This window comes from Hyalangium sp., from assembly GCF_035629615.1.
In the GTDB taxonomy this organism is placed as follows: Bacteria; Myxococcota; Myxococcia; order Myxococcales; family Myxococcaceae; genus Hyalangium.
This window is the reverse complement of record NZ_DASPHO010000443.1, coordinates 1-21,099: the sequence shown is the minus strand read 5'-3', so window position 1 is coordinate 21,099 and position 21,099 is coordinate 1. Positions and strand designations below refer to the sequence as shown.

At 67.4% G+C, this 21,099-nt stretch carries 10 protein-coding genes; 5 read left to right on the top strand and 5 right to left on the bottom strand.

The features are described 5' to 3' along the window. Nucleotides 1-519, top strand: a 519-nt coding sequence (hpt, locus tag VD972_RS22750; RefSeq protein ID WP_324990328.1) for a hypoxanthine phosphoribosyltransferase, incomplete at its 5' end; no start/stop codon positions are given. Between the two features lie 63 nt (nucleotides 520-582). Here the strand turns inward: hpt and VD972_RS22745 are convergent. The 3 genes from VD972_RS22745 to VD972_RS22735 all read right to left on the bottom strand — a co-directional run bounded on the left by VD972_RS22745 (nucleotide 583) and on the right by VD972_RS22735 (nucleotide 5,538). Next, a complete protein-coding gene (locus VD972_RS22745) occupies nucleotides 583-1,593 on the bottom strand; it encodes a ribonucleotide-diphosphate reductase subunit beta (RefSeq protein ID WP_324990326.1) in 1,011 nt (336 codons plus the stop codon). A gap of 138 nt (nucleotides 1,594-1,731) precedes the next feature. Then, nucleotides 1,732-4,203 (bottom strand): ribonucleoside-diphosphate reductase subunit alpha, encoded by a 2,472-nt coding sequence (locus tag VD972_RS22740; RefSeq protein WP_414654101.1) that lies wholly within the window; start codon nucleotides 4,201-4,203, stop codon nucleotides 1,732-1,734. A 507-nt stretch (nucleotides 4,204-4,710) separates the two neighbouring features. Further along, nucleotides 4,711-5,538 (bottom strand): IF-2 protein, encoded by an 828-nt coding sequence (locus tag VD972_RS22735; protein WP_324990322.1) that lies wholly within the window; start codon nucleotides 5,536-5,538, stop codon nucleotides 4,711-4,713. 105 nt (nucleotides 5,539-5,643) lie between these two features. Here VD972_RS22735 and VD972_RS22730 point away from each other — a divergent pair, with 105 nt between their 5' ends. Genes VD972_RS22730 through VD972_RS22715 form a run of 4 tightly spaced genes read left to right on the top strand, consistent with a single transcriptional unit; the run spans nucleotide 5,644 to nucleotide 15,305 of the window. After that, nucleotides 5,644-11,037, top strand: a complete 5,394-nt coding sequence (locus VD972_RS22730) for a methyltransferase domain-containing protein (RefSeq protein ID WP_324990320.1) — start codon at nucleotides 5,644-5,646, stop codon at nucleotides 11,035-11,037. 23 nt (nucleotides 11,038-11,060) lie between these two features. Then, nucleotides 11,061-11,912, top strand: a complete 852-nt coding sequence (dapF, locus tag VD972_RS22725) for a diaminopimelate epimerase (RefSeq protein ID WP_324990318.1) — start codon at nucleotides 11,061-11,063, stop codon at nucleotides 11,910-11,912. A 36-nt stretch (nucleotides 11,913-11,948) separates the two neighbouring features. Then, nucleotides 11,949-13,799: a GGDEF domain-containing response regulator gene (locus VD972_RS22720; RefSeq protein WP_324990316.1), complete on the top strand. Its 1,851-nt coding sequence runs from the start codon at nucleotides 11,949-11,951 to the stop codon at nucleotides 13,797-13,799. A gap of 12 nt (nucleotides 13,800-13,811) precedes the next feature. Beyond that, complete coding sequence (locus VD972_RS22715; protein WP_324990314.1) at nucleotides 13,812-15,305, top strand: DUF4388 domain-containing protein; 1,494 nt, start codon at nucleotides 13,812-13,814, stop codon at nucleotides 15,303-15,305. A 726-nt stretch (nucleotides 15,306-16,031) separates the two neighbouring features. Here VD972_RS22715 and VD972_RS22710 read toward each other — a convergent pair. Then, the gene (locus VD972_RS22710) at nucleotides 16,032-16,232 is read right to left on the bottom strand and encodes a hypothetical protein (protein ID WP_324990312.1); all 201 of its coding nucleotides are present in this window, start codon (nucleotides 16,230-16,232) and stop codon (nucleotides 16,032-16,034) included. 46 nt (nucleotides 16,233-16,278) lie between these two features. Beyond that, complete coding sequence (locus VD972_RS22705; protein ID WP_324990310.1) at nucleotides 16,279-20,991, bottom strand: RHS repeat-associated core domain-containing protein; 4,713 nt, start codon at nucleotides 20,989-20,991, stop codon at nucleotides 16,279-16,281. Between the last annotated feature and the right edge of the window lie 108 nt (nucleotides 20,992-21,099).

Genomic DNA, 21,099 nt, shown 5'->3' with positions numbered 1-21,099 from the left:
AACGAGGTCGGCACGTTTATCGACGAGCAGAAGATCCAGGCCCGCGTGCGCGAGCTGGGCGCGGAGATCACCCGCGACTACCAGGGCAAGGATCTGACGCTGGTGTGCGTGCTGAAGGGCTCCACCGTGTTCGCCATGGATCTGGCCCGGGCGGTGGATTTGCCACTGACGATGGAGTTCCTGGGCGTGTCCTCGTACCAGGGGGGCACGGAGACGACGGGCGAGGTGCGCATCACCACGGACGTGAGCAAGCCCATGGCGGGCAAGCACCTGCTGGTGATCGAGGACATCATCGACACGGGGCTCACCATGAGCTTCCTGCTGGAGAACCTGCGGGCGCGGCACCCAGCGTCGCTGAAGGTGGCCGCGCTGCTGGAGAAGCCGTCGCGGGCCCGGGCGAAGGTCCACATCGACTACAAGGGCTTCGTCATCGACGACGTATTCGTGGTGGGCTACGGGCTGGACTATGCGGAGAAGTACCGGAACCTCCCCTTCATCGGCATGATGAAGGGGAAGTAGGGAGATCAGGAGGAGGGCTCAAAACGAGGGCTCGAGGTGGCCCATGCGGCCCTCCCGGTCGTGTCAGAACGCGGCGTCGAGCACCACGTCGGTGGCCGCGCCCACACCCACCGCCACCTGGTAGGCGCTCACGCGCCGCTCGAAGAAGTTCGTGAGCTCCTGTACGTCCTGCAGGTCCATGAACCGCAGCGGGTTCTTCACCCGGAACATCGGTGCCATCCCCAGCATCATCATCCGCTGGTCCGCCACATACTCCAGGTACTGCCGCATCTCCTGCACCGACAGCCCGGCCACGCCCCCGCTCAGCAGGTCCTGCGCGAACAGCGTCTCGCACTCCACCGCCTCGCGCATCATCTCCATCACGTCCGCCTGCATCTTCGCGTCGAAGAGATCCGGCTCCTCCTGCCGCGCGACTTTGATGGTCTCGTACGCGAACGTCATGTGCGCGCTCTCGTCGCGGAACACCCAGTTCGTCCCCGCCGCCAGCCCGTTCAACAGCCCCTTGCTGCGCAGGAAGTACACGTACGCGAACGCCGCGAAGAAGAAGAGCCCCTCGATGCACCCCGCGAAGCAGATCAGGTTCAGCAGGAACCGCCGCCGGTCATCCTTCGTCTTCAGCGTCGCCAGATCGTTGATCGAGTCCATCCACCGCAGGCAGAACCGCGCTTTGCGCTGAATCGAGGGGATGTTGTCGACCGCCGCGAACGCCTTCGCCCGATCCGCTGGATCCGGTACGTACGTGTCCAGCAGCGTCAGGTAGAACTGGACGTGCAGCGCCTCCTCGAAGAGCTGGCGCGACAGGTACATCCGTGCCTCCGGCGCGTTGATGTGCTTGTAGAGGTTCAACACCAGGTTGTTCCCGACGATCGAGTCGCCCGTCGCGAAGAACGCCACCAGCCGGTGGATCAGGTGCCGCTCCGCCTCCGTCATCTTGCTGCGCAGGTCCACCAGGTCCGTGGAGAAGTCCACCTCCTCCACCGTCCACGTGTTCTTGATCGCGTTCCGGTACATCTCGAAGAAGACCGGATGCGCCATCGGGCGCAGCGTGAGGTTCATCCCGGGGTCCAGCAGCATCGGTGGCATCCTCTGAAGAGAAGGGGGTTGGGTTCGATTCATCGGGCGATGAGGCGCGACGCCCCGCCCGCCCCTCTCCAAAGGGAGAGGGGATTCCTGGGTCGTGACTGAGAGGAGGGGAGGGGAGGGGAGGACCTGCTACTGACAGGCCTCGCATACCTCAGGGTTCTCCAGCGAGCACGCTACCGCCTCAGCCTCCGTGTACGCAGGCGTCGCGATCGCCGCCATGACCACGGGAGCCGGAGCCGGAGCCTGGGCTGGAGCCGCGCTGGCCGTGGGCATGTTGGGTGTGGAGGTGATGGCGCCCCCGTCCAGCGTGCCCACCGTGGCCTTCGCGATGCGCGTCGCCGGACGCGAGCGCATGTAATACGTCGTCTTCAGCCCCTTCTGCCACGCGTAGAAGTACATCGAGGACAGCTTCCCGATGTTCGGCGCCTCCACGAAGAGGTTGAGCGACTGGCTCTGGTCGATGAAGGCGCCCCGGTCCGCCGCCATGTCGATCAGCGAGCGCATGGGGAGCTCCCACGCCGTCCGGTAGACGGCCTTCAGGTCCGCCGGCAGCTCCGTGAGCTCCTGCACGCTGCCCTCGGACATCTTCAGCCGCGAGCGCATTGAATCGTTCCACAGCCCCAGCGCCTGCAGCTCCCGCACCAGGTACTTGTTCACCTGCAGGAAGTCCCCCGACAGCGTCTCGCGCTTGAAGAGGTTGGACACCTGCGGCTCGATGCACTCGTAGCAGCCTGCTATCGACGCGATCGTCGCCGTGGGCGCGATCGCGATCATCAGCGAGTTGCGCAGCCCGACCTTCTGGATCCGCGCGCGCAGCAGGTCCCAGCGCTCCTTGTCCTCGGGCACCACGCCCCACGCGTCGAACTGCAGCTCGCCCCGCGCCGCGCGGGTGTCCTGGAACGCCGTGTGCGGCCCGTACTGCTCCGCCAGATCGCACGAGGCGTTCAGCGCCGCGTAGTAGATCTCCTCCGAGATCTTCTTCGAAAGCGCGCGGGCCTCGGGCGCGTCGAACGGCAGCCGGAGCTGGAAGAACACGTCCTGCAGCCCCATCAGCCCCAGGCCCACCGGCCGCCACTTGCGGTTCGAGTCCGCCGCCGTCGAGATGGGGTAGTAGTTGAGATCGATCACCCGGTCGAGCTGGCGCATGGCCAGGCTCACGTTCGCCCGCAGCCGATCGAAGTCGAACTTCCCCTCCACCATCATCCGGCCCAGGTTCAGCGAGCCCAGGTTGCACACCGCCGTCTCCGAGGTGCTCGTCACCTCGAGGATCTCCGTGCACAGGTTGGACAGGTGGATGACGTTCTCGGGCTTCGCCGTCTGGTTGCTCTTGCGGTTGCTGATGTCCTTGAACGTCATCCAGCCGTTGCCCGTCTGCGCCAGCGTCTTCATCATCCGTGCGTAGAGGTCGCGCGCCTTCACCTTGCGCATCGCGAGCCCCTTCGCCTCGGCCTCGGTGTACGCCTTCTCGAAGGCCTCGCCGTACAGGTCCGTCAGGTGCGGGACGAGCTTCGGATCGAACAGCGACCACTCGCCGTCCTGCTCCACCCGGCGCATGAACAGATCCGGCACCCAGTTGGAGAGGTTCAGGTTGTGCGTGCGCCGGGCCTCGTCACCCGTGTTCTCCCGCAGCTCGAGGAAGTCCTCGACGTCCGCATGCCACGACTCCAGGTACACGCAGCACGCGCCCTTGCGCTTGCCGCCCTGGTTCACCGCCGCCACCGAGGCGTCCAGCGTCTTCAGCCACGGGACGATGCCGTTCGAGTGTCCATTGGTGGAGCGGATCAGCGAGCCGCGCGCCCGCACCCGGTGGTACGCCACGCCGATGCCCCCCGAGAACTTCGAGAGCATCGCCACGTCCGTGTACTTCTTGTAGATGGACTCCAGGTCATCCGTCGGCGAGTCCAGCAGGAAGCAGCTGCTGAGCTGCTCGTGGCGCGTGCCCGCGTTGAACAGCGTGGGCGAGCCGGGCAGGTACTCCAGTGAGCTGAACAGCCGGTACAGCTCGATGGCATCCTTCGCCGTGTCCGCCAGCGCGCACGCCACGCGGAGGAAGAAGTCCTGCGGCGTCTCGATGACCTGGCGCGTCTGCGGGTTCTTCAGCAGATACCGGTCATAGACCGTCCGCAGCCCGAAGTACTCGAACAGATCATTGCGCGACGGATCGATGGCCGCGTTCAGCTTGCGCGCGTTGGTCTGCACGAACTGCAGCAGCCGCTCGCCGATCAGCCCGTGCCGGTGCCCCGCCGCCACCGACTGCGAGAAGGAGTGGATCTCCTGGTTGCTGACCTCCTTCTGGATATACGTGGCCAGCAGCCGCGCCGACAACCGCGCGTACTCGGGCTCCTCGACGATCAGCGCCGCGGCCGTCTGGATGGACAGGCTGTCCAGCTCCTTCGTCGTGGCCCCGTCATACAGCCCGCTGATGGTCTTCGTGGCCACCCGCAGCGCGTCCACCCGCGTCAGCCCCACACAGCAACGGCTCACCGCCCGGACGATCTTGTTCAGGTCCACCGGCTCCGCACTGCCGTTGCGCTTGCGCACCCGCATCATCGTCGGCGCCAGCTCGCTGGCCAGCGTTTGTTGCGGTGCGTCATCCGGCATCTGCGGGGGCACGGCAGGGGCAGCGGGCTTCGCGGGGGTCTCGACGTTCACGAGCAGTTCACTCCACGTGAAGTCACGGCAAAGACAGACCCCTCCCGTTCGGTGCCCGAGGGGGGTCCCGCCGCACTTCTGAAGGCAGTTTTTAGGGTTCCCCCGATGACCCTCGTGGGCCGTGGGTCATCGGCAGGGGGGCACAAGGTATTGGGGGCGTCAGGGCATGTCAACGCGAGATATTGGGTGTGCCTGGGCGCGGAGCTTGCAATCTATGATCACTAGAAAACGCCTCTTTGGGCACGCTGCTGCAACGCGCCAGACCCTCAGCAAGAGGCGGGCCGATCCCACCTGTTGGGGCGTCTCCGAGCGGCATTCCAGGAATATTGGATTCCATGGATTCCTGGTGAAGAGCGGGGCTGATCCCGTGTGTCGGGTTCCGACCATTTCGGACCGAGGAAGGGGCCTCCCGCAGGGTCCGGTTCGGGTGATCCCGATGAAGGGGGGGAGTCGCTCCTACCTGTGGCTCGGGGATGGCGGAGGCTCAGGGGTGCCGCTGCTCCCGGTGCTTCCCCGCGGGTCGAGGCTTGGGGGCGGGGGCTGGGCTTCGCTGCCCGGAGCGGGGGGGCCTGGCGTGGTGGGGGCGGGGGGGCGGACCTCCTGTGAGGGCGGCCCGCTCAACGTGTGGACGGCGCTGCGCAAGGCCTGCTCCAGCGCGACGGTGGCGGGCTCCACCGCGGTGAGCATCTGGTTCGCGCTGCGCGAGTGCCGGTTCTCTTCCTCGGAGGCCAGCCGGAGCTGGGAGAGCGCCTCGGCGATGAGCTTGCGCGCGTCCTCCATCTTCTGCCGAGCCTGGTAGTAGGCCACCTCCGCCAGCATGTGCTTGAGCGAGGTGCGCTGCTCCTCGCCCAGCCCCGTCAGCCGCTCCGCGCGGCGCAGGTAGTAGACGCCGCGCTCCACCCGCCGCGGCTCGTCCGAGGCGATGCGCGGCCGGGCAAGCGCCTCCAACTGGGAGAAGAGGGTCCGGTCCAGCTCGTCCCGCTCGGTGTAGCGCTGCGTGAGGAGGCTGGGAGGGACTTCATGCCCCTCCAGGGGAATGGGGGCGTAGGTGTCCGCGAGCCCCAGATCGCCCGGCCGGTAGGGGGTGGCACCCCACGGCAGCATCCGACCCCTCATCACCACGAGGTGCCCGCTCTCCACCTCCAGGGTGAAGGTGCGTGCATTGAGTTGCGAGAGGAGGAAGGCCACCGTGCCGGCCAGCGCCAGCAGCAGCAGCGTCACCACCAGCCGCGTGAGGGCCCGCATCGCCCGGGAGCCAAAGCCCTGCTGAGAGGTATCGTTCATCTCGCCTGCCCTCCAATCGTCCGATCATGTGGCTGCGTTCCCGGGCCCGTCGCTTTCCTTGGGACCTGGGTTCCGGAGGCTATACTCCCACCCCCCGAGACACCCATGCATCCCACATTCCGTCGCATGGGGCCCAGTGAACTGCTGCCCCGCTACATCTTCGTGGAGAGCCTCATCGCCCGCCGGCGGGTGCTCGAGGTGGACTCGGTAGCCTCTACAGGCGGCGAGAGCGCTCGATTCCTGCTGGAGCGCGGCGCCCGGGTGGTGGTGGCCTGTGACTCGGACCTGACGGCAGTGGAGGCCGCGCAGAAGGCCCACGGTGGCCCCACGCTGCGCTACCGCGCCAACGTCTATGAGGATCTGGAGCCGGGCAGCTTCGACACTGTGCTGGTGGCGGACCTGGCGCCCTACGTGCGCGCCCCGGCACTGCTGGTGGAGCTGGCGCGGCTCGTTGCGAAGCAGGGCTACCTCATTGGAGGGTTGCGCAGCGCGGGCGGCCTGGCCTTGTCGCAGCTCATGGAGGTGGAGGAGGGCGTGCCGCCCACGTATGGGCAGCTGCTGGATGTGCTCTCGTCCCACTTCCCCCATGTGGAGGTGGCCACGCAGACCCCGCTGCTGGGCTATCAGCTTGCATTCGAGCGGGGCGAGGGCCTCCAGGTGGATGGCTCGCTCATCCGCGGCGGAGAGGCGGCCTATTTCGTCGTGATGGCCGGCCACGAGCCAGCGCGGATCGTGGACCCCACGTGGGTGCAGCTCCCGCCCGAGCCGCTCGCCTTCACCCGTGGGCGCCTGGAGGAGGTGGCCCAGCGCGCCAAGGCCTGGGAGGAGCGCACCGGGAAGCAGAAGGAGGCCGCCTCCAAGCTGCGCGCGGAGCTGTCCGATCGCGAGGCTGAGGTGGCGGCGCTCCAGCCAAAGTTGGAGCTGGCACGCGAGGAGGTGGCTCGGGTGACCGCGCAGCTGGAGCAGGCTCGGGGATCCACGGAGCAGGCCCGCGAGCGGGATGAGCTGGTCGCGAAGCTGCGCCGCCGGGAGCTGGAGCTGCAGGTGGCCCAGGAGCGCCTCACGGACGCCGAGCGGCGCATGACACAGCAGCGCCTGGAGCTGGAGGGCGTGCAGCGCATCCAGGCCGAGGCCAGCGTGAAGGTGCTGGCCGCCCACGAGGCGCAGCGGCTGGAGCGCGCCCGCCGCGAGGAGGTGGCCGCTGCGCTGGAGGAGACGCGCGAGCGGTTGACCCAGGCGTACTCCGAAGTGGGAACGCTGCAGGACCAGCTGTCGAACCTGCGAATTGATCGGGAGAAGGATCGGCTCGCGGCGGACCGGGCCCAGGAGCAGGTGGAGGATCGGCGGCGACAGGCGGAGGCGGCGCGGGAGCGGGAGCTGCGCATCGCCGAGCAATACTCGCAGGCGCTCGCCGCCGTGGAGCACCTCAAGGTCGAGCTGACGCAGGTGAAGGAGGCCTCGAAGGCGTCCGGCGACGCGCTCCTCGTCAAGGAGGCGGAGCTGGCGCGGGTGGCGCGCGGGCTCGAGGAAGGCCGGCAGCGTGTCACGGCAGCCGAGGCCGGGCACCAGGAGGCCGAGCAGCGTCTGGCGGAGCGCGAGGCGGAGCTGCGAGGGGTGGAGACGGAGCTGGAGGCTGCGCGCGGGGCCTCGGCTCGGCTGACGGCGGAAGTAGAGGCGCTGAAGCGCGCCGAGGCGGAGGCGCGGGAGACCGCGGCGAAGTTCGAGGAGGAGTTCCAAGAGGCCCGCGGCCGCATGGCGGACCTGAAGGAGGACCGCGAGAAGGCCGCGGCGGTGTTCGCGCAGTCGCTCGAATCGGAGCGGGAGCTCGGGGAGCAGCGGCTCACCCAGGCAGTCACGGAGGAGCGGGCGAAGACGGAGGCGCTCGCCGTGGAGCTCGCGCGGGAGACGGCGGCGCGCGAGGCGCTGGAGCAGCAGGTCGAACAGCTCCGGGCTCAGGGGCACAAGGAGTCGGGGGCTCGGGCTGAGACGGCGTTGGCGCTGGCCGAGGCTGAGCAGAAGGTCCAGGAACTGGAGGCGGCGCGCAAGGAGCTGTGGGGGCAGGTGGCCGAGGCCGAGGCGGCGCTCCAGACCGCGCGAGGCGAGTTCGAGGCGGAGCAGCGGCGCCGGAGCGAGCTGGAGCGGGAGCTGACCGGACTGCGGGCCGAGCTCGAGGCAGAGCAGCAGCGTCGAGGCGAGCTGGAGCGGGAGCTGACCGGGCTGCGGACCGAGTCCGAGGCGGAGCAGCGGCGGAGGGGGGCCCTGGAGCAAGACCTGGCCGGGCTGCGAGCCGAGTCCCAGGTGGAGCAGCGGCGCCGCGGTGAGCTGGAGCAGGAGCTGACCGGGCTTCGGGGCGAGCTCGCCGATGGGGTGCGGAAGCGCGACGGGCTGGATCAGGAGCTGACCGCACTGCGATCGGAGTTCGAGCGCGAGCGCGAGGCGCGAACCGCGGCCGAAGCACAGGCGGCCCAGAGGGGTGAGGCGCTCGAGACGCAGCGGCAGGAGCGCGCCCGGCTCGACACGGAGCTGGCGGAGGCCCAGTCGGTCCTGGAGACCGAGCGTGGGGAGCGGTCTCGCTCGGGGGAGGTGCTGGCCCAGGTGCGCACGGAGCTCGACGAGGAGCGGCAACAGCGTGCCCGGTCGGAGGCGACGCTGGAGCAGACCCGGGCGGCGCTCGAGGCAGAGCAGGCTCGGCGCGCTCAGGTCGACACGATGCTGGAGCAGCTCCGCACCGCGCTCTCCGAGGAGCAGGGACAGCGCGCCCGGCTCGATGAGTCCTTCGCGAGGACGCGCGAGGAGCTCGCCACCGAGCGTCAGGAGCGTGCTCGGCTGGAGGAGGCGCTCGCGGAGACGCGGACCCGGCTCGACTCGGAGCAGAGCGGGCGCTCCCAGGAGGTGGAGGCGCTGTCGGCTGCCCAGGCGGCGCTCAGCGCGGAGCGGCAGCGGCGCCTTGAGGCGGACGAGCTGCTGGCCCGGCTGCGCTCGGAGTTCGCGGCGGAGCAGGAGCAGCGCTCTCAGGCAGAGGCGTCCCTGGCCCAGGCTCAGAAGGAGTTCGCGGCGGAGCAGGAGCAGCGCTCCCAGGCAGAGGCGTCCCTGGCCCAGGCTCGGAGCGAGCTCGAGGCGGGAGGGCAGGAGCAGCGGCGGCTGGGCACCGTGCTCGAAGAGCTTCGCGCCGAGCTGGGGACGGAGCGCGGTGCCCACGCTCGGCTCGACGAGGAACTGTCGGGAGCCCGGGCCGAGCTCGCCGCGGAGCGCCAGGGACGCTCCGCGGGTGAGGCGGGGATCGCGGAGCTGCGAGCGGCATTCGCGGCTGAGCGGAAGGATCGCGAGGCTGCCGAGACCTCGCTGGCTCAGGTGCAGGAGACGCTAGACACCGAGCAGCGGGAGCGCGAGCAGATCGCGGCCCTGCTCTCGGAGGCCCGGAATGGTTGGGACTCCGAGCGCGAGGCGGCCGCCCGGCTGCGCGCCGAGCTGGAGGCGCTCAACGAGCGGCTGGCGGACCAACAGCGTTCGTTGGAGGAGCTGAAGGCCCTCGTGGAGCGAGAGCGGGGAGCGAGCACGGAGAGCCTCGCGGCCGCGGAGCTCCGGGAGAAGGAGCTCCGGGCGTCGCTGGAGCGCGTAGATGCCGAGCGGACCTCCGTAGAAGGCACGTCGCGGGAGCAGCGCGCCGCTCTGGAGGAGCAGCGTGCGCGGGTGGCCTCGCTGGAGCAGGCGCTCACGGAGGCGGAGGAGCGCGCCCGGCAGCTCACCGCGCGGGGGCAGGAGAGCGGCGAGGCGCGGGAGCAGGAACAGGCGCAGGCTCGCGAGCGCGAGGCCGCGTGGGAGACCGAGCGTCAGAACCTGTTGGCCGGCGTGGCCCAGTTCGAGGCCGCCCGAGCCGAGATCATGCGGCTGGGCATGGAGTTGCAGCGCATGAGCCAGGCGCTGCAGCAGCGGGACTACCATCTCGCCCAGCTGGAGGCCGAGCTTCATGACACCCAGGCTCGCCTCACCGCGGAGCACGAGCAGGTGGAACTGCTCGGGGTGCAGCTCGAGTCCGCGCGGCGGTTCGCTGGCCGTGCGTCCGTGGCGGAGGCCTCGCTGGAGGCCGAGCGCTCCGCACTGGAGTCCGCTCGCTCCGAGCTGACCAAGGTCAACGAGACGCTGCGAGAGGAGCAGGAGCGGAGCGGCCTCCTTGAGAAGGAGGGCGCAGCCGTCCTGGAGGCGATACGCGGAGAGCTCGCCCAGGCCAACGAGGCGCTGCGAGCAGGGCAGGAGCGCATCGGTCGCCTCGAAGCGGACCTGGCCGCGCTGGAGTCCGCCCGCGCCGAGCTGGCCAAGGTCAACGAAACGCTTCGAGCTGAGCAAGAGCGCCTCAGCCGCGTCGAGGCTGAGCGTACGACCTTGAACGCCGAGCGGGAGCGTCTCCAGTCGGATCTGACGGTAGCGAAGGCTGCGCGTGCGCGGCTGGAGGGAAAGGTGACGTCGCTGGAGAGCGCGGCGGCGGAGACGGCGCGGCTCCTCGAGGCCGAGCGGGCTGAGCGCTCACGCCACGGGCAGGCGGCGGAAGGGGCCCAGGAAGCGGCCCGGAGGCGCGAGCAGGAGGCCGCTGAGGCGCTGCAGGCGGCTCAGCGGCGCGAGAAGGAGGCCCAGGACGCGGCGCAGGCGGCCCGGCAGCGTGAGAAGGAGGCCCAGGAGCGCCTCGCCACGCTCCAGGCGGAGCTGCCCATGCTGCGCGAGCAGGCGGAGAGCCTGGGCGCGGAGAAGCAGATCCTTCTGGAGGACCAGACAGCGCTCGAGACCCGGATCCGGCAGCTCACCTCGCGGGTAGAGGAGGCCGAGGCAGGAAAGACGCCGACGGTCGATCCCGCCATGGCCGAGGAGCTGGCGCGGCTCAAGAGCGAGCGCGAGAAGCTCGAGGCAGAGCTGACGGAGCTGCGAGAGAGCGTCGCCCGAGCGAAGGCCCAGGAGGACGATCTCCGCGCCACCCTGGCCGAGCGCGAGGACAAGCTCGAAGAGACCCAGCAGCGCCTGGTGACGTATGACCAGGAGCTGGCGACCCTCCGGCGCGCGGTGGCGGCGGCCCGTACCAGCGCCAGTCCGGCACAGCCCGCCTCCACAGGTCCCACCCCTCTCCCGGTGGCCGGCAGCCCCACACCGCCCGCCAGTCGCCCCACGCCTGGCCCGGGAGCCGGCAAGCCAGAGCCGGCCCGACGTCCTGCGACCCTGCCTCCCATTCCAAGCAGTCCTGCGGCTCGGCCCGCTGGGGCGGGGACGGCACCGGCTGCTCCCGTCCTCAGGCCGGGCCCTGGAGCCTTGGCGGCCGCAGCCGCACGCGCGCCTGCTTCTGCGGCTCCCGCCAGGCCGCCGACCCTCGCTCCCACGCCTGGGACCGCGGGAGGGCCTCCCGTCTTGACTCCGGTCGTGCCAGGTCGGCCTGCCACCCTCCCCAACAGGCCGAGCAGCTCGGTTCCTACGGTGGGCGGCCCAGGAGGCCCTCCGAAGGGAGACGGGCAGGAATGACGCTCCGCCGCTAGGATGGAGCCGTGGCGGAACGCGAACGCATCTTCAAGTACCACGGGCTCGGCAACGACTTCGTCGTGCTCGATCGGCGCCAGACGGGCGTGGACATCGACGCCGAGACATCGCGGTGGCTGTGCGACCGGCGGCGGGGCATCGGCGCGGATGGAGTGCTCTCGCTCCTTCCCTCGACGGCGGGAGTGGCGCGGATGGTGGTGCACAACGCGGATGGCAGCATCGCGGAGATGTGCGGCAACGGCCTGCGCTGTGCGGTGAAGTACCTCGTGGATCACGCGGACAGCCGTCCCGAGCGCATCCACGTGGAGACTGGCGCGGGAGTCCTCTCGTGCGTCCCAGGATACGGGGAGGCCGGCGTCACCGAGGTAGACATCTCCATGGGACCCGCCCGGTTGGTAGCGCCCAACCTGCCCTCGGGGGTCACGGGCCAGCCTTTCCTCGATGCTCCGATCCCTGGACACTCCGGGCTGCGCGGCTGGGCGGTGAGCATGGGCAATCCGCACCTCGTGCTGCTCGATTGTCCGCTGGACGAGGCCGAGCGCCTGGGGCCCACGCTGGAGCGCCACCCCTCCTTCCAGGATCGGACCAACGTCGAGTTCGTCCGGGTGGACTCGGACGGCCTCACGGTCGTCGTGTGGGAGCGGGGCTGCGGCTTGACTCAGGCGTGTGGGACGGGAGCGTGCGCGTCCGCCACGGCGGCGGTGCTGGCGAAGCGGCTCCCGGCAGACGCCTGGATGCGTGTCACCCTGCCGGGCGGGGACCTGCGCATCCGCGTGCCGTCCGACCTGTCCGACATTCGCCTCCGAGGCCCCGTCGCGTTCGTCTTTGAAGGCGTTGTGGGGCCTGCACCGGGCCGGTAACCTTCCATTCTTCCTCGTTCCCGAGGACTCCCTGCTGTGGCCGGCACCATCCTCCTCGTCGACGACGATCGTTTCTTCCTCGAGCTCACCAGCGACATGCTCGCGCGCCGAGGGTACCGCGTCGTCATGGCGGAGAACGCCCTGAAGGCGCTGGAGGAAGCGGCCCTCACACGGTTCGATCTCGTCATCACCGACGTGATGATGCCGGGGACGGATGGCTTCGAGCTCACAGCGAAGCTGCGCGAGCGGGATCCGGATCAGGAGGTCATCCTCATCAGCGCGCGGCCGGACGTGAAGGGCTCGGAGATGGCGCTGAGGGCCGGGGCGGCCGACTGCCTCACCAAGCCCGTGGACGAGGACGATCTCTTCCTCGTGGTGGATCGAGTGCTTCAGCGGGTGGCGCTGCGTCACGAGCGCGCCCTGCTTCGGGACGAGAACCTCGAGTTCGCGCGCTACCAGAACCTCCACCGGCGCTGCCTGGAGTTCCTGTCGTACCCGGATCTGGAGGGGCTGCAGGAGCGCGTCACCGCGGATCTGGCGGCGGTGTGCGACGCGCAGAGCGCGGCGCTGTGGGTGGGGGACGATCGCGGGGAGCTGGTGCTGCGCGCGTACCGAGGGCTGCTGGATCGGCAGTTCCTGGTGGAGCGGATGAGGCCCGAGGGCCCGCTGGCCGGGCGGCTGCGCGAGGCGGCGCCGTGGATGGCGCGGGAGGAGCGCTCGCCGGTGCTGTACGTGCCGCTGGTGGCGGCGGGGGAGCTGATGGGGCTGGCGCAGCTCTCGGATCCCATTGGCGGGGAGTTCCTGCCGGAGCACGTGCGGCAGGCGCGGGTGATCGGGGACTTCGCGGCGGTGGGGGTGAAGAACGGCCGGAGGATGCTGGCGCTGCAGCGGCTGGGACTGAGGGATCGGGACACGGCGGCGTACAACCTCAGCTACTTCACGGACTACGCCTCGAAGGAGATCTACAAGGCGCGGCGCTACGGGCGGACATTCTCGTTGCTGACGTTCTCGATCGACAACCTGCCGCTGGTGCGGGTGCGGCTGGGGGCGGCGGACGCGAAGAAGGCGGTGCGGGGCATCATCCGGGCGCTGTCGAAGATCATCCGGGACTCGGACGTGATCGCGAAGGCGAGCGATCAGGAGTTCTACATGCTTCTGCCGGAGACGGACTTCTTCGGGGCGCTGATGTTCGTGCGGCGGGCGGTGGCGGCGCTGCGGGACGAGCCGGATGTGCAGGAGGTGGAGGGGAAGCTGCCGCTGGCGCTGGTGGGCGGGGCAAGCACCTTCCCCAAGGACGGCGAGGACTTTGACGAGCTGGTGCACCGCTGCCGGCGGCGCATGGACGAGCGGCGGGCGTCGCTGCAGCGGCGGCTGCTGTTGGATGGGCTGCCGTTCTGGGACGAGGTGGAGCTGCTGCTGGGGAGCCCGAACAGCCCGAAGCTGCCAGCGGACGAGCGGGCGGAGCCCTCGAGGCGGGGGAAGGTGTCGGACGTGCTCTTTGACGAGCTGCAGGCGGAGATCGCGCGGGAGCTGTTGAGGGATCCGGGCTCGCGTGGGCTGCTGTACGTGGGGGGGCCGGAGGTGAGGGCGGATCTGCCGATCGCGGCGGGGCTGGAGGCGGCGCCACCGGAGCTGGCCTCGCGCGTCTACCTGCTGGGTCGGCGGGTGGACCTGGAGTCGCACCCGGCGGTGACGCCGGTGTTTCTGGAGGGGGACGAGCGGGTGTCGCGGCACGAGTTCCTGTTCTGGCTCTCGGAGCACGCCTCCTACGCGCTGATCCAGCGGCGTGGGAGGGGAGCGACGTGGGGCTTCCATTCCTCGGACACCTCAGTGGTGGACGGGCTCATCTCGAAGCTGCAGGCGGAGTACGATCTGCAGCCGTACTAGCGAGCGCGCACGGTGGCCCAGGTCCGGAAGATCCTGATCGCAGATCCCGACATCGACTCGGTGCGGATGCTGACGCGCGCGCTGAGGGCGAGGGGCTACCAGGTGCACTACGCGCCGGACGGCTCGCGGGCGCTGGAGATCTGCGTGCTGCGGCACCCGGATCTGGTGTTGTTCGACGAGGCGTGCAAGCTGCTGGAGGCGCGGACGTTCATCCAGATCTTGCGGACGAACCCGCGGACGGAGGAAGTGCCGGTGGTTTTGACGACCACCAACCTGGACGTGGATCGGCTGCGAGGGCTGCGGCTGGCGGCGCACCTGAAGAAGCCGTTCAACCTGGACGAGGTGCTGAGCCGGCTCGAGCACATCTTCCGGCGCAACGAGGCGGCGAAGGATCTCAAGAGCGACGCGCAGGAGATCGAGGGTTCGCTGAGCCAGCTGGGCATTCCGGATCTGTTGCAGATCCTGGGGATGAACAAGCGCAGCGGGAAGCTGAGCCTGGAGCGTGGGAACGAGCGAGGGGAGATCCTCGTGACGGACGGCCGGGCGGTGAACGCGCGGCTGGGGAGGGTGGAGGCGGAGAAGGCGCTGTTCCGGCTGTTGTCGTGGACGGAGGGGACCTTCACGTTCGCGCCGGGGACGAACCCGGGGAAGGCGCGCATCGACCGAGCGATGGACGACGCGCTGCTGGAAGGGATGAGGCAGGCGGACGAGGTGAACCGGCTGATGCCATCGTTGCCGCCTCGCACGACGCGGCTGGTGCTGGCGCCGGACGCGGATCTGTCACAGGAGCAGCACCCGGTGACGGCGCAGGTGGTGGATCTGCTGCGTCAGCCGCGGGCGCTGGGCGAGGTGCTGGATCTGGCACCGGCACCGGACCTGGAGGTGCTGAGCGTCCTCATCACGCTGATGCAGAAGGGCGTGGCGCGGGTGGCGGAGGGCGAGGAGGAGGGGAGCGGGCCATTGCTGGGGCCGGCGGAGCTGCACGCGCTGCGCAGCCGGGTGCTGCGCGGCAAGTCGCCCCTCAAGGTGGTGACGGCAAAGGTGTTCATCTGCGGCAACGGCCCGTCGGCGGCACGGCGGTTGTTTGCGCAGCTGCCGGGGGTGGCGGCGGTGTCAGCACAGCCCACAGCGGTGAAGAGCGGCTTCGGGACGCTGGGGCGGCTGGATCTGAGTGAGGTGCTGCACCTGGACTTCTGCGTGCTGCCGCCAGCGGAGGCCGCAAGGCCGCTGTGGCGGCCATTCAGCGCGGGGGCAGTGGGGGCGCTGCTGATGGACAGCTCAGAGGCAGCGGTGCGGCTGGCCAGCTACCTGGCGTGGGAGATCCGAGTGCCAGTAGCCGTACTGGGCAGCACCGTGCCGGAGAAACTGCTCGGCGCTCCAGCAGGAGCGATAGCGCTGGGAGACGACCTGACCGAAGCCTTGCGAGGCCTGCTCATCCAAAGCCTCCACCCAGCGCCTGCGACATCTGGAGCGCAGCAGGAACAGCGCGTCGTATCCTCAGCGTGAGCGCACTCAAACAACGCAACGGCTGAGGAGCAACTGAGAGCAGGTTCTTGGAGGGCGAGTTGCTAACTCCAGAAGCCAGACGTGTAGTGGAGACTCGTTGAAGATGGGGTGTGGATGTCCTTGTGCTTCTGAGGTTCCATCTGGAATCCTAGAATAGGCAGGTGAGCGATAACCTGCACTCGTCCATCGGGGTTAACCTCAAGTCGGTCAATAATGATAGTAGCCATCTCGCACACGGAGGTCCCTCTTGCTGCCATTTTCCGAAGGTCGCGGACCAGTTCAGTGTCAATCATCTTGAAGCCTCCTCAAATAGTGCCATGACATCTTTGTAGGAACTCCTGTAGTGCCATGACGTCTTTGTAGGCTCTTGGCGTTCCTTGGTTCATCATTCACCGCCCTTGGGTTTCTTGAGACCGCCGTGCGGCTCTTCCTCTTTGGTAACACCCTCTAGTATGCCCCTGTTGACGCTAGGTTGAAGATTACCATCACGTGGTTTGGATCTGTGCGGCAGTAGATCCCAGGGTGGACCCGGCATTGATTCGCGCTTTCTACATCCTCTGCGATGATGAGTTCTACACCACATTTGGGGCAGATAACGCGGGAACCGGCGGCTTTGCTGCTAGCGTACGCCGAGTGTTCCCATCGTAGGCAATATCGATCATGGCTCGTCTCCCTTGAGAGCCGATCGCTCTTTTCAACTGACCAGGTAGTACTAGATGCGAAGCTTCAAAACTGATCGTAATCACCGCGGCGCTCAATGGTGTCGACGGCCTCGGCATAGCTCAGTCCCTCAACGGCGCGGATAGCCTTGACCACTGGAATCAGCCCATACTTTTTCATTTTCATCTCATCCAAAGCTCTTTCGAGTGGCACTCCTTGTTCGCGAAGTTTCCTGAGCATGTCGATAGCCTCTTGCTGGATGTCCATATTGCTCTCCACTGACAAGTTCAAGTTGAACTGCCGCAGAATGGCATCATTCCGCCGGCTTCTTGGATATGAGAATGCCTGTGACGGGGTTGTACGAATGCTCCGTGAAACCAAGCTGCGAGAGAGCTCGCGCTCTTGGTGTCTTCCTGAAGTCCCCGGTCTTCTGAATGGCGTTGGCATTGTCGAATGCCATTTTTCCTGTGATGGACTCGACGTTGTTGGCCGATTCAATCAGTTTACGATACAGTTCAATGCTTAAGCCTTGTCTTTTGTGTTTGTCGACAACATTGATGATGTGGACATAGAGGTCTCCGCTCTGAGGGTTGAACTCGCCAATAATGCCTCCAGCATTCTCCGAGAGTTGGATCTCAATTTCATTGCCATTCCTAATCGGCTCGCCCAGTCGTGGAAGCGCTTGGTGGCCTCCCATTGCTCGCGCTTCTGGCTTACCTGCGGGATGGTCTTCCGTTGCAATCAATGGTGCTGGTGATTGGATCTCTGGATCCACTATCGGTGCACTAGGCTGATAGGGCTCTTCCTGTTTCACTTCCCCAGTTGTCTTTTCGCGCACCTCCTGTTCCTTAGCCGGCAGCTTATCAATCATCGCCGGTTGGCGAGCGCCGGGCAGTATGAGCGACTCAGCTGGGTGGAAACTGCTACCTCGATTATATCGTTGTTCAGGTGGCAGCGACCCACAACCCGTCGAGCAATCCTGGCTGGGCGAGTACAGCAGCACTGAAAGAAAGAGCGTACCAGGATTGAACCACCATGGTATTGAGATCCTAGGTGGTCTCGCCGTTGGCTGACGCGTGTGCGGTGTTGGGTCATACTTAGTCCACTGCTCCCAAGGGACGTAGGGACGTCCCGCTGCACTAGGGGGCATCGGTGGTCGCACTGGAGTGGGCCTAGGAACCTCGACAGTCTGATGCCCGTCGGGGTCCGTGTACCTTAGCGGATTGCCGTGGGCGTACGCGTACCGGTGCAGACTTGGCGCGTCGTTCAGCTTCCCCTCGTACGAGTCACGGCTGACGAATCGTCCCAAGTCGGAATCGTAATACCGGGCACGGGCGTAGGTCAGTCCCGTCTCCACATCGAGTTGGTGCCCGGTGAAGCCGAGTTTGAAGCGGTCAGCCGACGGTGCCGTACCGCTCCGGTGATTGCCCCACGTGTCGTACTTCCGCGCAGCCATCACCTCGCCCATGGTGGAGGTTGCGTCGGACACACTGCCCAGCGCGTCGTTGCTGAGGAAGCGTGTGGCGGTATTGGTGCTCGAACTGTCGCTGACGGCTAGAGGGTTCTGGGCGTAATGGTAGCGGCGCTTCGTCTGGTGGGTTGCGTCGCTCTCCTGAAGGACGAAGTCGTCGTCCAACACGTACGCCACATCCTCTGAAGCAGTGCGGCGCCAGGTACGCTGAAGGCTCGCATCATAGTCGTAGCTTCCCACCTCTTGGCTGTTGTCGCTTACGGTTGTCAGCGTGTTGCGGATGTCCCACGACAGGGATCGTGAGCGCGCAGAGGAAAGGAGAGAGGAGAGATTCCCGTTGGCATCGTAGGCGAGTTGGCGGTCGCGCGAGGTGTCGAGCGGGTCAGCGAGGGCCAGCAGCCAGTCAGCACGATTGAAGGTGGCAGAGGTGTCGCGCGAGAGCTGATGAGATGGCAGCGAGTGGAAGACCTCAGGTCCTAGCTCCCCAGGGGGAAGAGGGAGGGCGGAGGTCGGTGCCTCGCGCTCGCCGATGCGGTTACCGACAGCATTCAAACGGTAGAGGACGGCGCGGCCGTCTGCATAGGCCACACCCGTCAGCCTGTCGAGTGCGTCGTAGCCGTAGGTCGTCGTCTCGGGCTGAGCCAGCGCACCCGTATCGGGTTGGGTCCGTGTCTCCGTCTGGCGCAGGCGGTTCCCGTTGGCGTCATAGACATGGGCGAAGCGGCTGAGCAGGGTGCCCTCAGGCGTGCAGTCTTCGGCAACGGAGCCTCGGACCAGCACAATCTGGCTGAGCTGATTCGCGTCGTCGTAGCAGCGCCGCTCAGTTACCCCGTTAGGTAGGGCGGTGGCTTTGGGCAGCGAGTCTGGCCAGTAGGTGAATGAAGTCGTTCCTTCAGGGATGGTGGTCGTGGAGAGCCGACTGAGCGCGTCGTACTCGTAGAGCGTCGAGATGTTGTCCGAGTCAGTGATGCGCTTGCGCTGTCCTGCCGCGTCGTAGGCGAAGGAGAGAAGCTTGTTCGAAGGCAGCAGGGTGCTCTCGAGCCTGTCGAGTCTGTCGTAAGTGCGGACCGTGGTCTGTTGGACCAGTCCCGTCTCCGTGAGCTTGGTCTCGACCGTGTGCGTGAGGTTGCCGTTCTCGTCGTAGGTGAAGGCTTGAGCCTCAATCGACGGCAGAGCTCTCGGCAGGGCGTGGTTGGAGAAGGTGCGTGTTCCCAGCTGGTTCAGCAGCCCGTAAACGGAGGTCGTAAGCTGACCCTTGGCGTCCGTGAAGGTGTGGGGGTTGCCATTGTCGTCGTAGGTGGAGCGCCAGGTGAGAGTGCCCACCTCGGAAAGGGACTCCGCGCCCGGCTCGAAGAGGGGCACGGCGTTCCTGTCTGCGGACGTCAGGCGTGGGTGTTCGTCGAGATGGACGTGTTCAGCGGTACGGCGGCCGAGTTCGTCGTACTCGAACGTGCTGAGGTGACCGTTGGCGTCCTGCTTCGCCACGAGGTTCCTCGTAGCGTCATAGACGAAGGTGTAGCGGCCATCGAGCGCATCAATGACGCCGGTGAGCTTGCCCACCTCGTCATAGTTGTACTGGGTGGAGTGAGTTCCCGTGCAAGCCAGGGCCTCAATTTGGGACACGGAGAGGTTGGTGGCTTGGCCGTGACCCAGAGCCGGCTGCCCCAGCGGGCGCTTCACGCACCTCAGGTTGCCCGAGGCGTCGTAGGCGTTCAGCGTGGCATGGCCCAATGCATTCTCGGAGCGCACTTGCCTGTTCAGGTCGTCGTATGTCCAGCGGGCGGTGTAGGGCGCGCCTATAGCGCGCGGACCCAGAGTGGAGATGCGGTTGCCAACGGCGTCGTAGGTGTGCGTTGTGCGCGCTTCGACTGCTGTGCCGGCACCTCGCGTCTCCTCCTGCAGGCGTCCCGCGGCGTCATGGAGGAAGCGGCTGGTGTGGCTGTTGGGGTCGATGCTCGCCACTGTCTGGCCCGCAGTGTTGTAGCTCGTGAATGTGGTGCGGACCGTCGAACCATCACCGCGTGTCTCGCTGCGCAGACGGCCGAGCCCGTCATGGAGGCGCACGCTGGGGATGCCGCGCCGGTCGATCAGGGTGTGGCGTCGCGCGGCGTCGTCGTACGTCGACGACTGGGAATACCGCACCGTGGATTGGCCCACGTCGAAGTCATGCTGAGCCTTCTGTCTTCCCGCGGCGTCGTACTCGAGCCGAGAAATATGGCCCTTGGCGTCACGCGAGACGCGCAGGGACAAGGCATCGAAGCGGGACTCGCGAATATGGTCCAGCGGGTCCTCTCCGCGCACCTCGCGGTGCAGGCCGTCCAGCACGCTCACGGTCTGGGAGTCGCGTGCGTCCCGCTCCACGACGCGCACCAGGCCCTCGGCATCAGGCGTGTCCAGGTGCATGCGCTCGAGCGCGGTGAGCACCGTGCCGCCAGCAGAGAGGCTCTCCACCAGTTGCTCGAGCACCGGACGGCCAGCGACGTCATAGCCCGTGGCCCGGACGATGCCCCGGCCATCGGTGTGCTGAATGGCGTGGCCCTCGCCGTCGTAGAGGAAGGACTCCATGACGCCCATGGGCCGCCGCCGCTCGACCAACCGCCCCAGTGCGTCGTGCGTCTCTTCCGTGCGCCGCCCCAGTGCGTCAAACTGGACTGCAAGGTTGCCATGCCCGTCGTACTGGAGGCGGGTCGTCAGCCCCAGCGCAGCGGTCAGCCTCGGGTCATCAGGCTGGCGGCTCAGCAGGGAGCTGGGATCCGTCGCCGCGTCCACCGTCTGCTGGTAGGGACGATCCAGGTCGTCCTTGTGCACCACCGTCAAGAACCCGCGTGCATCCTTCGTCGTGACAATGTTGTTCGCGTCGTCGTAGGCCGTCCGCGTGACGTAGGTGAGTGTCGCGCCATTGAGATCCTGGAAGGTCTCCTCAACGAAGCGCGGACGGTTCAGCCCGTCGTATTGGGCGGTTCGACGACGCTGCTCGACGCCCCCTGCCAGCCAGCGCTCCTGCTTGGGGTTGCCGTTCTTGTCGTACTCCCGCTCCTCCACCCGGCCCATCGAATCCTGCGTGCGCACGAGGCGGTTGGCGAAGTCGTACTCCATGGACGTCTCGTGGCTGTTGCCATCCACGCTGCGCGTCTTGTTCCCCACCAGGTCGAAGCGGGCGAGCGTCTCGTAGTGCAGCGGCTGCGCATCCAGGCCTGGACCGGGCACGTCTGGGCTTCGTACTCGCACCACCCTGTACAGCGAGTCGAGCCCGTAGTCCGTTCGGTGCCCGTGGATGTCCGTCTCGAACACCCGGTTGCCCGCCGCGTCATAGCCATACGTGGCCACCACGCCCGCCTGCCCCACCACCCCCTCCACTCCGTTCTGCGCCAGGAAGGTACCTCCCGGCGCCGGAGCCACGCGGACGCGCACCGCCCGGTCTCCGAAGTCGTACTCTGTCTGCGTCTTTACCCCTCGTCGGTCGATGACGGCCACGCGGTTGCCGGCTTCGTCGTACCGGTGCTCGGTCACCAGCGGGCTCAGCAGCCCACCACCCGACTCGGTGATTCGGCTCACGCGGTTGAGCTCGTCCAGGAGGTATTGGCGCTGGAAGCCCGTCGCAGGGTGGTACTCCCGCCTCAGCTGGCCCCCGGGGTAGTACTCCCGGAGTTGCACCACGGACGG